Raw genomic sequence first — 12,469 nt, 5'->3', positions numbered from 1 at the left:
GATTCTGGGAAATCAATTTCACATCCGAGCTTTTCCAACAGCTCTACAGTCGCTTTTCCTGCGTTGCTCCGGAACATATCAACAATACATGTTGCAAACAGTGTAACCTTCATTCTTTGTTCCCCCTCATGATCAGTACTAATTTATTAACTGGTAAACAGGTCATCAGATGACCTAATGATTATAATATTCTATATCTTACAACAAAAACCACCTACATTGAAAGGGGTTACACAAAAAAACACCTTAAAAAACTTATTTAACGTTAAAAAAGACCTTCCCCTCATCCTTGACAGGGAAGATCTTTGGTCAAAATTTACTTTTGTCAGAATTAGGAAGATGATTTTTTTCCAAAATCTCCTCCACATTTTCAAGGTGAACCACCATTAAATTCCTTGCTGCCTCTTCATCTTGGTTTTTCACGGCATTATAGATGGCTACATGTTCCTGGTATAACTGCTCAGTGGTAGCCTGTTTCGAAAACAGCCAAAGCCTGCGTGTTTCCCTCATTGATTCAGCCATTAATTCTGACACGTTTTGCATTAATGTCATCAATAAATGGTTCTGCGCTGCTTCTGCAAGGACCATATGGAACTCTAAATCTGCCTTCTCGCCGAGTTCCTCATCCCCTATTGACTTATACATCGCTTGAAGGGCAGCCTCCATTCTCATAAGGTGCTGTTCCGTCCTCCGTCTTGCTGCGGCTACTACGGTTCCGGTCTCAAGAATCATCCGAACCTCGAGCAATTGGACGATTTCATGCTTATTCATTAAGATTGCATTAGATACCGGAAGCGAAAGCAAGTTGTTTTCAAATTCTCTTACATAGGTTCCTTCACCCTGCCTCATTTCAACAAGCCCCATCGCACGTAACGAGGTCAAGGCCTCACGTATGGCGGAACGTCCAACCTGGAAATTTTCAGCGAGTTGCTGGACAGAATCCAGTTTATCGCCCGGATTCAGCTGGCCCGAGCGGATCATTTCATAAATCGCATCAGCGACTTCTTCATAAATTTTTTTAGGTTTTATTTTTTTATATTCCATGGTGTTTGCGGGCCCTTTCTAACAAATAGTCCGTAATAATCCAATTTTATTATACCTTTTTTTGAAAAAGATTGATCAACTTCGCTTTCTATTTTTGGAAAAATAAACAATCGCAGATAAATTAAATAAATTTTTTAAATATTTGTATTGCATTTTTCATATTGCTCCAATTATAATTTTTTCTATCACCAAGTTCAGGTCATCAGATGACCTTATCACCATCTGTAAGCGTTTACTACAATAAAAGGGGGATAAACAGCATTTTGTAACAATTTGTTGGGGGACAAATTGTAAAACAAACTAACACAGTTCATTCAAGGGGGAAATTTGCTATGACATTTATACAAAATTTTACTGCCGTTGGAGGCAGTCTTTGGCTTAGTGCCGCAGTGGCACTAATACCCATTCTCTACTTTTTCTGGGCGCTCGCCATCAAAAAAATGAAAGGCTATATCGCCGGACTCACTACTCTGGCGCTTGCCATCATCCTTGCTATTTTTGCCTATAAAGTTCCTGCCGGCATGGCTCTCATGTCTGCATCACAGGGGGCTCTATATGGCATTCTGCCGATAGGTTGGATCATCGTAACCTCAGTATTCCTTTACAAAATCACAGTCAAATCAGGTCAATTCGATATTATTCGTCATTCCGTATTATCCATTACAGAAGACCGTCGTTTACAAGCATTATTAGTCGCATTCTCATTTGGTGCCTTTCTTGAAGGAGCTGCAGGATTTGGCGCACCAGTTGCCATTTCAGCTGCATTATTAGTAGGATTGGGCTTCAATCCACTTTATGCTGCTGGGCTTTGCCTAATCGCCAACACCGCGCCTGTTGCGTTCGGAGCGATTGGTGCACCGGTCATTGCCATGGAAGGACCAACAGGGATTCCAGCCGTTGAGGTTTCTAAAATGATTGGACGACAGCTGCCGTTTTTATCTTTCTTTATTCCATTTTATCTCGTCTTCATTATGGCTGGTTGGAAAAAAACCAAGGAAGTTATGCCAGCCATTCTTGTATCAGGCATTTCATTTGCTGTTACTCAATATTTATCCTCTAACTTCTTGGGACCTGAACTGCCGGATATTTTATCATCTTTAGTATCTTTAATTGCCCTTGCCATATTCTTAAATTTTTGGAAACCTAAAACGATTTTCAGATTTTCTGCCGAGCAGGAGCTTGCTGCAACCTCCACAGCAGCGGTTAAACTGCCGAATACCAAGAAATCTGAGGCTGTCCATTATACAGGCGGTCAGATTTTTAAAGCCTGGTCACCATTTATCCTATTAACAGCGACGATCACCCTTTGGGGGATTCCAGCTATAAAACTGGCTTTAGGTGGCCACTACGTAGGCACGAACGTCATTTTGAAAGCAGTGAATGCAGTCGGTCATGCCGTCACCTTTATGCCAGAAGTCCCATTGGTCCATAACAAAGTATTCTCTAAAGCTGGTGCCATCCCCATTCAGGCTTTTTATAAAATTGAACTGCTCGCCGCAGCCGGTACCGCGATTTTAATCGCCGCCATTATCACAAAATTTATAGTGGGCATTTCTTGGAAAAGTTGGATGGCAACCTTCGGCGAAACAGTAAACGAAGTCAAGTTCCCTTTGATTACAATCGCTTCTGTTGTCGGATTTGCCTATGTCATCAACCTTGCTGGCATGAGTACGACACTTGCTCTGACACTTGCCAAAACCGGTTCCGTATTTTTCCCATTCTTCTCTCCTTTCCTTGGGTGGCTCGGTGTATTCGTAACGGGTTCGGATACTTCTGCAAACGTTTTATTCGGAAACCTGCAGAAGATTACGGCAGAATCCATCGGCATGAATCCGGTTCTTGCCCTTGCTGCTAACTCTTCAGGGGGAGTAACCGGAAAAATGATTTCGCCGCAGTCGATTGCCGTCGCCTGTGCCGCCGTAGGTCTCGTAGGCAAAGAATCAGAGCTGTTCCGCTTTACGATTAAACACAGTATCTTCCTGGTTGTAATCATTGGTATACTCGTCTGGCTGCAAAACTCAGTCCTGAGCTTTATGGTCCCGTAAATAACCGTTTTTACAGAGTTAGGCTCATCCTGTTTAGGAATGAGCCTTACTGAGGTCAGAAGTGTTTTTTGATTATAAGAAATACTTGCTTTGCCCATTTATTATTTCGTTTTTAAACAACCTGAACGGTCATTGTATTTTAAAAAAATGGTTCACAACATGAATGGAGGAATCTATGTGCTTTCTAATATCGTAAAAAACAGGCTCTTATCGATTGTCTCGCAGGAAAATTTTCAAGACTCGCAGGTCGATAGACTGGTATATTCCTATGATTCCACACCCGACATGCAGTCTATGCCGGATGCGATCATTAGCCCTCGTAACACAAGGGAAATTTCAGAAGTAGTTAAGGTTTGCAACGAACATAAAATCCCGATTGTCCCACGCGGATCTGGAACGAATCTATGCGGCGGAACCTGCCCGGTTGAAGGCGGGATCGTTCTGATTTTTAAACATATGAATCAAATCCTTGAATTAGATGAAGAGAATTTAACCATCACGGTACAGCCGGGGGTTTTAACCCTTGATATCATAAATGCTGTCGAAGCGAAAGGTCTCTTCTATCCACCAGATCCAGGCTCCATGAAAATTTCAACGATTGGTGGAAATATCAATGAAAACTCAGGCGGCCTGCGCGGTCTCAAATATGGTGTAACCCGCGATTATGTCATCGGCCTTGAAGTTGTCATGCCTAATGGCGACATTGTCCGTACCGGCGGCAAACTGGCCAAAGATGTTGCTGGCTATGACCTGACACGACTGATGGTTGGTTCCGAAGGCACCCTTGGGATCCTTACAGAAGCCACACTCAAGTTGGTTCCATTACCAGAATCGAAAAAAACCTTGCTCGCTCTCTATCATGATCTGGAGGCGGCAGCAAGAACCGTCTCGAAAATCATTGCAAATAAAATCATTCCTGCCACTCTTGAATTTCTTGACCAATCCACATTGAAAGTGGTAGAAGATTATGCCAAAATCGGCCTTCCGGTTAATGCAAAGGCAGTCCTTCTTATTGAACAAGATGGACCGCCCGAGGTAGCTCATCGCGACATTGAAAAAATAACGGAAATCTGTAAGCAGGAAGGGGCATTTTCTGTTCAAATTGCTAAAACAGCTGAGGAAGCAACAGCCCTGACAACCGCACGACGTTGGGCTTTATCTGCCCTTGCTCGTTTGAAGCCGACAACCATTCTAGAAGACGCCACCGTTCCAAGGTCGGAGGTTGCCAACATGGTTAGGGCCATTGGTGAAATTGCTGAAAAATATAATGTTCATATCTGTACATTCGGCCATGCCGGCGATGGTAATCTCCACCCAACCTGTCCAACAGATGCAAGAAATCATGAGGAAATTGAGCGGGTGCATAAGGCATTTGCGGATATTTTTGAAAAAGCAGTAGAACTTGGCGGTACGATTACTGGTGAACATGGCGTCGGTATTGCCAAAGCTCCTTATCTCGAACTGAAGCTTGGCAAAGAAGGCGTTGCAGTGATGAAGGCGATCAAGCAGGCGCTAGACCCGAATAACATCATGAATCCCGGAAAAATGTTTGCCAAAGACGACAGACCAAAGTTGGTGATTGGAAAATGACGACAGCAAAGGAGCGTGAGGTCATCCAAGAACAGTTCCAGGCAAGAATGAATGAGGATGAACTTCTCAATTGTATGCGCTGCGGTTTTTGTCTCCCTGCATGCCCAACCTATAAAATGTCAGGCTACAAAGAATCGCATACCCCTCGCGGCCGAATTGCCATGATGAAGGCAGTTGTCGACGGTCTGATTGAACCGGATGAGGATTTCGAACGGTCTCTAGAGCTATGTCTCGGTTGCCTTGCCTGTGAATCGGTCTGTCCTTCCGGTGTGAAATACGGTCAATTACTTGAGGATGCCCGGGATATCGTAGCCCAAAACAAGAAATATTCCCTACCTGTACGTATGGTTCGTAAAACAGTATTTGACGGGCTATTTCCACATCCTAACCGGATGAAAAATATGACAGGATTGCTCGGATTTTACCAACGTTCCGGTCTGCAATCCATCGCGCGGAAAATTGGCTTCCTGGGACTAATCCCTGAACATTTAGCCTTGATGGAAAAAGTTCTCCCAGAATTGCCTTCAAGGAGCGAACTGAGAAATCGGCCGGAACACTTGGAGCCTGTGGGGATGAAAACTCATCGTGTCGCTTTTTTTAGCGGATGCCTGATGGATTCATTGTTTTTAAAAACAAACGATGCAACAATGAAATTGATGCAGCTTGCAGGCTGTGAAATCGTCATTCCCCAGGACCAGACCTGCTGCGGTGCCTTACACGGACACTATGGTGAAAAAACAAGCTCTAAGGATTTAGCGAAACGGAATATATCGGCCTTTGAAGAGCTGAACGTTGATTTTATTATCACCAATGCTGGAGGCTGCGGCGGCTTCCTCGTCGATTATGGGCATCTTTTAAAGGATGAACCTGAGTGGGTGGAACGAGCGAAGAATTTTTCCAATAAAATCAAAGATATTTCGGAAATCTTAGTGGCCGTGGACTTTCATAAAAAAGTAAAACTTGAACTGCCTTCACAAATTATCACGTATCAAGATTCTTGCCACCTGCGCAACGTGATGAAAACTGAGGCAGCCCCAAGAACCCTGTTGAGGTCGATTAACGGTGCAGTGTACCAAGAAATGAATGATGCTGGTCACTGCTGCGGTTCGGCTGGTATTTATAATATTATCGAATCAGAAATGTCGATGAAAATGCTCGACTACAAGATGGAACAGGCGAAGCAAACCCAAGCAGCTACGATTGTCACCGCCAACCCGGGGTGCCTGCTGCAAATGAAGCTTGGCATTGAAAAAGAAGGCCTATCTACAAAAATGCGAGGCGTTCATATCGTCGATTTATTATTGGAAGCAGTTGTGGAAATGTAAAATTCGGAAATGATGCTGGGGGAACCCTGCATCATTTTTTTATCTTGTCTTTCACCATATTATGTTTTTGTAAAAAAGGCATAGACAGCTTTCTTTCGAAATAGGGTTTACCAATATGGTTTTTATAAAAGATTCTTTTTTTGCTTGGTTTTATGGGGAATGATTATGTACGGATTGAAGAAATAATGCACGGGAGTAAGGGTTATTCCATAAAATGGTAGTAAATAAAAGAAGTCTTCTACCCTTTAGGGAAGGTTGTGATGTTGGATAATGGATATTTTAAGACAAGATGGACAATCGTTTCAAAATCTTCATGAGGTTGGGATGTCCTTTGAACAAGTTTTTAAACGGATTGTTGAATTTATGGAGAATGATTCATGTGGAAATTTTCGTTTAATGGTGGGGACCGACTCCCAGGTTCACAGAGCCCACACAACTTTTATTACCGGCATCGTAATTCAAAATATCGGAAAAGGTGTCTGGGCCTGCATTGCAAAGGTAATTGTCCCTAGGAAAATGACTCAACTACACGAACGAATATCACTTGAACTATCTTTGACCGAAGAAATTGTTTCCATGTTCACCGAAGAAAAAAAGAATGAACTCATTAACATTGTTCTGCCAAACGTATATCTAGGAGCTACCTTTACAATAGAAGGCCACATTGACATCGGTGCAGGCAACCGCAACAAAACAAGTGAATTTGTTAAGGAAATGGTCACCCGCATCGAATCCATGGGAGTCGAGCCAAAAATCAAACCAGACGCCTTCGTCGCCTCCAGCTATGCAAACCGCTATACAAAATAACGGTGCCAGTTGACCAGAATGTCCACCTCAGATGGACAAATTGTCGATTTTGTCCACGAGCGGTGCCTGTCACCAGTGTAGCTCGCACTGTATTTTTACCAGCCCAATGTCACTTATGTAGTCATCACCGATAACACTAAAATCCCATTTGCTATATATGTTCTAGTTCGACGCATACGGTTGTGCCCTGGCCTTTTTGGCTTTCGATTTTCATGGTGCCATTGTGTTCTTGGATGATTTTGTTGCTGACGGTCAGACCGAGGCCAATTCCTTTGTCTTTTGTTGTGTAGAAGGGAGTGCCGAGGAAATGCATGAGCTCGGTATCAATTCCGATCCCTTCATCTTTAAAGTTTATTTGCACTCGATTATCGCTTAGTTTTTTTACGTTGATGTTAACGATACCGCCACCCGGCATTGCTTCAATGGCGTTTTTAAGAAAGTTCACAAAGACTTGCTTTAATTGATGCGGACTACATAGAAGTATAATATCTTTCGCATGGAAGTTATTCATAATTTGAACATTATGCAGCAATGCTTGTGGATGTAAAATTTTAACTGTACTTTCTATTATTGAAAGAAGATTTACCTCTTCAAATTGAATGGCTTGTGGTTTTGCAAGTGACATAAACTCATTGACAATCAAATCAATGCGATCTAATTCATCGGTAATAATCGATAGATAATATTCTTGGGTTGCTCTATCACCAGAGCTTCTTAATAGTTTTGAAAAACCCTTTAATGAAGTTAGTGGATTACGAATTTCATGTGCCACACCAGCTGCTAACTGACCAATAATAGACAAACGATCCAGATTTCGAATCGCTTCATCATTTTTAATCCTCTCAGTAATATTTCTTCCAACAGAAACATAGGATTCAATTTCATTATTTTCATTAAAAATTGGAGTAATATTGTATTCTGCATATACAAGTTCTCCCGTAGTACTTCTCATTTTATGCTGAAATAGCAAAGGCTCTTCACTTTCTAATAACCGCTTAAGTTTTCTTTGAAAGGCCTTCACTCCATCTTTTTTGACAAAATCAAGGATACTCCTACCAATCTGATCTTCAGGAATAAGTCCAAAAACCTTTTGAAAGGATGGCGATACATAGACAATTTTTTGATCCTTTGAAAAAACCAGGATTAAATCTGAAGTATTATCAGTTATTAACTGATATAGCTCTTTCGTTCGCTTTAACTCTCTCTCAGTATTAAGTGAGTTAGTTATATCACGGTATATTGCGATAATTGCGATAATTTCACCTAATGAATTACGAAAAGGAGAATAAGAAACTGCAACATCTAGTTCAGTTCCATTTTTATGATATCGTTGAGTTACAATATTATGAAAAGATTTACCTCGTTTAACAGCCTCAATAGTATCAACCACTATATCTGGATTCAAAAATTCATAAAGCCGCTTTCCAATAATATCCTCCTCTGTATATCCAAAAATCTTCGTGTACATTTGGTTAACCCTGATATAGCGATCTTCCATATCCACCATACAAATTCCATCCGCTGTACTTTCCAGAAAAAGGTCAATTAACTCCTCTGAATCATATCCAACTAGCCCATTCTCACCCGTAAAAATCGGGAACCCATTCGACATCGCGATCTCCCCAAACACAAAAATATCCTCTTACTTCCATTTTACAAAACTTTTCGCCAAAAGGAAGTAATTATTTAGTAGATGAAAAAGAGAGTGACAATAGAGTGACACAATAGGGTGACAGGCACCGCCCGTGGACAAAATACCCTATTTTGTCCGCCCCAGGTGGACATTATGCTTTTGTCCAAAGGTTCTCTATCATTTTTACTAATAAAAACACCACTAATCTCATTTGTTTTGAAGATGTAGTGGTGTTTTTATCTGAATTTTAAGCTGTTGCTTTTATAGGGCTTCTTCGATTTCTTTGACCATTGCTTTTACTGATTTTAGACCGCCGCCACTTAGGTACCAGGCTTCTGGATCTAGGTACACAATTTTGTCATTTTTATATGCTGCTGTTTTCTTCACTAGCTCATTTTCCATTGTTTTTTTTGCGCCAGCTTCTCCGCCGATGGCTACGTTACGATCTATCACAAATAAGACGTCAGGATCTTTCTCCATGATATATTCGAATGACACGCTTTGTCCGTGGGTGGACACTTCAATTTTGTCATCTGCTGCTTTAACACCAAACACGTCATGAATAACCCCAAAACGGGAGCTTGGGCCATAAGCACTCATCTTTCCTTCAGCAGATAACAGGATTAGACCTTTTTGATCAAGCCCTGATGCCTTTTTATTTAATTTTTCAACGCTAGTATCGATATTCTTAAGTTCAGCAGCAACTTCATCTTCTTTTCCAAAAATCTCTCCAACCAATTTCATATTTTTCTCAAAAGAACTCATATAGTTGGCATAGTCTAGCCCAACATATACAGTTGGAGCAATTTCAGCGAATTGGTCATATAATTCGGCCTGACGTGCTGAGATAAAAATGACATCTGGTTTCAACGCATGGATCGCTTCGAAATCCGGCTCTTTCAAACTGCCGACATTCGTATACTTTTTATCTCCATACTTTTTCAAATATCCTGGAATAATAGCTTGAGGAACACCCGTGGGCTCAATGCCTAATTCATCAAAAGTATCCAAGATTCCAAAATCAAATACAACAATATTCTTCGGATTTTTCTTGATTACGGCTTCCCCATATTGATGCTTGATGGTGACTTCCTTCGTTTCTTCCGTCTTGTTCCCGCCCCCAGAATGTTCCTTACTGCTAGCTTCCTCCTTAGAACCACATGCCGCTAAGACCAGTATGATTGAAAAAATAATCCCTAGTAAACTCCATTTTGTCATTTTTATAAAGTCTCCTTTTCTATGAATTAAAATAAATACATATACGACAGCTGTCCATTTCCTGAATGGGTATGTCCATATCATAAATTTCCTTTAGCGCAGCCGACTGGATAATTTCATCTGTCGGTCCTTCCTTCACCACTAGGCCGTCCTTCATCGCCACAATCCAATCCGAATAAACAGAAGCAAAATTGATATCATGCAGAACAATTACAACGGTTTTTCCCAGCTCGTTGACTAGTCGACGGAGGGTTTTCATGATTTGAACGGAGTGTTTCATGTCTAAGTTGTTCAAGGGCTCATCCAGCAAAATATATTCAGTATCTTGCGCGATGACCATGGCAATAAATGCTCGCTGCCGCTGTCCGCCTGATAGCTCATCTAAGTATCTGTCCTGAAGGTCGGTCAAGTGCATATAGTCGAGCGATTGATCAACCATTCGCTCGTCCGCCTCTGTTAACCGTCCTTTCGAGTAGGGAAAGCGGCCAAAGAAAACGAGCTCACGAATCGTTAGCTTCACATTCATAGAGTTGGACTGCTTCAAAATTGAAACCCGTTTGGCAAAATCATTCGACCTCATTTTTCTGGAATCGGACTGATCAATAAGAACCTCCCCAGTGTCGGCATCAAGAAGCCGGCTGACCATAGACAACACTGTTGACTTCCCAGCCCCATTAGGACCGATGAACGAGGTAATTTTACGATTTTGGATTGTCATCGAAACATCCTTCACCACTGCTTTTTTTCCATAAAATTTTGACAGGGATAGGACCTCAATCATGCCGCTTTCCTCTCCTTCAACAGTAAATAAATGAAATAAACTCCGCCGGTGAAATTGATAATCACACTAAGCGTGGTAGAAAAGGTAAAGACCCGTTCGACCACCCACTGTCCGCCAATTAAAGCGATGATGCTTATTAAAATGGCTCCACCAATCAATGTCCTATGTTTATACGTTTTGAAAAATTGATAGGACAGATTGGCCGTTATCAATCCAAAAAAGGTGATAGGCCCAACAAGCGCGGTCGAAATGGAGATGAATATCGACACAATGACCAGCATTTGTTTCACAATGGCATCATAAGGCACCCCCAAATTGATGGCGGTCTCCCTGCCAAGCGACAGGACATCCAAATATTTCATATAACGCCATGCATAAGCCATAACCAATACTGAAATCCCTAGAGACAACCAGACTAAGTCGGAATTAATGTTGTTAAAGCTAGCAAACATACGATCTTGCACGCTCTGAAATTCATTCGGGTCAATCAACACTTGAAAAAAGGTTGTGATGCTGTTGAAAAACGTTCCAACAATAATCCCAATCAGCAATAAAAAGTAAATGGGCTGATCTCCTTTTTTAAATAAAAAGCGGTAAAGCACTAAGGCAAACAAAATCATCGCCACAATCGAAATAAAAAAGTTTACTTGCTTGTTGATAATCAACATGTGACCGGAGCCTAAAAAGAAGATAATTACTGTCTGTAACAACGTATAGAGGGAGTCCAATCCCATAATGCCTGGTGTTAAAATTCGATTATGTGTGATCGTTTGAAACACAACCGTCGAATAGGCAATAACAATACCGGTAATTCCCATAGCTAGGACCTTTAATGCCCGACGAGGCAAAGCATAATCATAGCTACCGTTTAGATCATGAAAAAGGTAAATAGTACAGCACCCTATGGCGATCAGGATAAGGGCCGCGATTTTCACAGAATTACGCATAGGCTTTCCTCCTGAAAAGAAGGTACAGGAAAATACAGCTGCCAATTACGCCAACCATGAGGCTTATTGAAATCTCGTATGGAAAAATAATTACCCTGCCTAAAATGTCGCAAACTAGTAAGAAATTCGCTCCGAGCAATGCTGTATGCGAAAGGGTTTTCTGTAAATGATCGCCTTTAAAAATCGAGATAATGTTTGGAATAATTAGCCCTAAGAAAGGAATCATTCCTACCGTTAGCACAACGGTTACTGTAATCAAAGCAACTAGAATCAGTCCGATATTCACAATCTGTCGATAGGCCAGACCGAGGTTTTTAGCGAAGTCTTCCCCCATTCCTGCAACGGTAAAGCGGTTTGCATAGAAGTATGAGATTATAAGTATCGGAATACTTATGTATAGTAGTTCATAACGGCCCTTCATTATCATCGAGAAATCACCCTGAAGCCAAGCAGACATGTTTTGAATAACATTTGCCCGGTATGCGAAAAAAGTTGTTACCGAGGATAAGATGTTTCCAAACATGAGACCAACCAGCGGAATGAAAATGGCATCCTTAAACTTAATTCGGTCTAGAATTTGCATGAACAAAATGGTTCCTGCCAAAGCAAAAATAAAAGCTACAAGCATTTTTTCAATCATTGAAGCATTCGTAAACAGCAGCATTGAAACTAATATTCCCAGTCTAGTAGCATCTAGTGTTCCAGCAGTTGTTGGCGAGACAAATTTGTTGCGGCTGAGCTGTTGCATGATTAATCCCGCAATGCTCATTCCGGCCCCTGCAAGTAAAATTGACAATAGCCTAGGAAGCCTGCTGATCAGAAAAATTTGAGTTTCATCCGAATGAATGTTCAACAGATTCTTTGGTGAAATCGAACTGACACCCACAAACAATGAGATCCCGGATAAAATGATTAGTGCACACAATAGATATCTTTTTTTCATAGCTTTCCTCTAGAATTTTTATTGATGATATTGATAATCATTATCATTTACATCACATGGATGATTATACCATCTCCTCTTTTTTAGTCAATGGCTAAATGGGAATTTTTATCAATTACATTTTAAAATAGGACAT

At 41.2% G+C, this 12,469-nt stretch carries 11 protein-coding genes; 4 read left to right on the top strand and 7 right to left on the bottom strand.

All coding sequences use genetic code 11. The features are described 5' to 3' along the window. Window positions 1-113: heterodisulfide reductase-related iron-sulfur binding cluster (locus tag ACI3K6_RS16635; RefSeq protein ID WP_435555710.1), on the bottom strand; the 113-nt coding region annotated here is incomplete at its 3' end. A gap of 196 nt (window positions 114-309) precedes the next feature. Then, window positions 310-1,044, bottom strand: coding sequence for a FadR/GntR family transcriptional regulator (locus ACI3K6_RS16630; protein WP_435555704.1), 735 nt, complete (start codon window positions 1,042-1,044; stop codon window positions 310-312). 332 nt (window positions 1,045-1,376) lie between these two features. On the opposite strand from ACI3K6_RS16630, the gene ACI3K6_RS16625 reads away from it, so the two are divergent. The 4 genes from ACI3K6_RS16625 (at window position 1,377) to ACI3K6_RS16610 (ending at window position 6,811) form a co-directional block, all read left to right on the top strand. Next, the gene (locus ACI3K6_RS16625) at window positions 1,377-3,089 is read left to right on the top strand and encodes an L-lactate permease (protein ID WP_435555703.1); all 1,713 of its coding nucleotides are present in this window, start codon (window positions 1,377-1,379) and stop codon (window positions 3,087-3,089) included. Between the two features lie 177 nt (window positions 3,090-3,266). Then, entirely contained in the window at window positions 3,267-4,679 is a 1,413-nt protein-coding gene (gene glcD, locus ACI3K6_RS16620) for a glycolate oxidase subunit GlcD (protein WP_435555702.1), read from the top strand. Next, on the top strand, window positions 4,676-6,004 hold the full coding sequence (locus tag ACI3K6_RS16615) for a (Fe-S)-binding protein (protein WP_435555701.1): 1,329 nt from the start codon (window positions 4,676-4,678) through the stop codon (window positions 6,002-6,004). Before glcD ends, ACI3K6_RS16615 begins: the two co-directional genes overlap by 4 nt. A 270-nt stretch (window positions 6,005-6,274) precedes the next feature. Further along, window positions 6,275-6,811, top strand: coding sequence for a ribonuclease H-like YkuK family protein (locus ACI3K6_RS16610; RefSeq protein WP_435555700.1), 537 nt, complete (start codon window positions 6,275-6,277; stop codon window positions 6,809-6,811). A gap of 151 nt (window positions 6,812-6,962) precedes the next feature. On the opposite strand, the gene ACI3K6_RS16605 is transcribed toward ACI3K6_RS16610, so the two are convergent. The 5 genes from ACI3K6_RS16605 to ACI3K6_RS16585 form a co-directional block, all read right to left on the bottom strand. Next, window positions 6,963-8,423, bottom strand: coding sequence for a PAS domain-containing sensor histidine kinase (locus ACI3K6_RS16605; RefSeq protein ID WP_435555699.1), 1,461 nt, complete (start codon window positions 8,421-8,423; stop codon window positions 6,963-6,965). A gap of 282 nt (window positions 8,424-8,705) precedes the next feature. Next, the gene (locus ACI3K6_RS16600) at window positions 8,706-9,662 is read right to left on the bottom strand and encodes a siderophore ABC transporter substrate-binding protein (protein ID WP_435555698.1); all 957 of its coding nucleotides are present in this window, start codon (window positions 9,660-9,662) and stop codon (window positions 8,706-8,708) included. Window positions 9,663-9,681: 19 nt separating this feature from the next. Continuing rightward, entirely contained in the window at window positions 9,682-10,443 is a 762-nt protein-coding gene (locus ACI3K6_RS16595) for an iron ABC transporter ATP-binding protein (protein ID WP_435555697.1), read from the bottom strand. Next, complete coding sequence (locus ACI3K6_RS16590; protein WP_435555696.1) at window positions 10,440-11,390, bottom strand: iron chelate uptake ABC transporter family permease subunit; 951 nt, start codon at window positions 11,388-11,390, stop codon at window positions 10,440-10,442. The genes ACI3K6_RS16595 and ACI3K6_RS16590 overlap by 4 nt, the downstream gene beginning before the upstream one ends. Continuing rightward, window positions 11,383-12,333, bottom strand: a complete 951-nt coding sequence (locus ACI3K6_RS16585) for an ABC transporter permease (protein WP_435555695.1) — start codon at window positions 12,331-12,333, stop codon at window positions 11,383-11,385. The genes ACI3K6_RS16590 and ACI3K6_RS16585 overlap by 8 nt, the downstream gene beginning before the upstream one ends. Window positions 12,334-12,469: the final 136 nt, after the last annotated feature.

The organism is Neobacillus solisequens (assembly GCF_051233465.1).
GTDB lineage: Bacteria > Bacillota > Bacilli > Bacillales > Cytobacillaceae > Neobacillus.
The sequence above is the reverse complement of the archived record's forward strand: the minus strand, read 5'-3'. Positions and strand labels throughout refer to the sequence as shown.

Bases quoted from the DNA above. Each gene is read 5' to 3' on its own strand.
- ACI3K6_RS16615 (WP_435555701.1), top strand. From the start codon at position 4,676: ATGACGACAGCAAAGGAGCGTGAGGTCATCCAAGAACAGTTCCAGGCA.
- ACI3K6_RS16625 (WP_435555703.1), top strand. From the start codon at position 1,377: ATGACATTTATACAAAATTTTACTGCCGTTGGAGGCAGTCTTTGGCTT.
- ACI3K6_RS16600 (WP_435555698.1), bottom strand. From the start codon at position 9,662: ATGACAAAATGGAGTTTACTAGGGATTATTTTTTCAATCATACTGGTC.
- ACI3K6_RS16610 (WP_435555700.1), top strand. From the start codon at position 6,275: ATGGATATTTTAAGACAAGATGGACAATCGTTTCAAAATCTTCATGAG.
- ACI3K6_RS16605 (WP_435555699.1), bottom strand. From the start codon at position 8,423: ATGTCGAATGGGTTCCCGATTTTTACGGGTGAGAATGGGCTAGTTGGA.
- ACI3K6_RS16630 (WP_435555704.1), bottom strand. From the start codon at position 1,044: ATGGAATATAAAAAAATAAAACCTAAAAAAATTTATGAAGAAGTCGCT.
- ACI3K6_RS16595 (WP_435555697.1), bottom strand. From the start codon at position 10,443: ATGATTGAGGTCCTATCCCTGTCAAAATTTTATGGAAAAAAAGCAGTG.
- ACI3K6_RS16585 (WP_435555695.1), bottom strand. From the start codon at position 12,333: ATGAAAAAAAGATATCTATTGTGTGCACTAATCATTTTATCCGGGATC.
- ACI3K6_RS16590 (WP_435555696.1), bottom strand. From the start codon at position 11,390: ATGCGTAATTCTGTGAAAATCGCGGCCCTTATCCTGATCGCCATAGGG.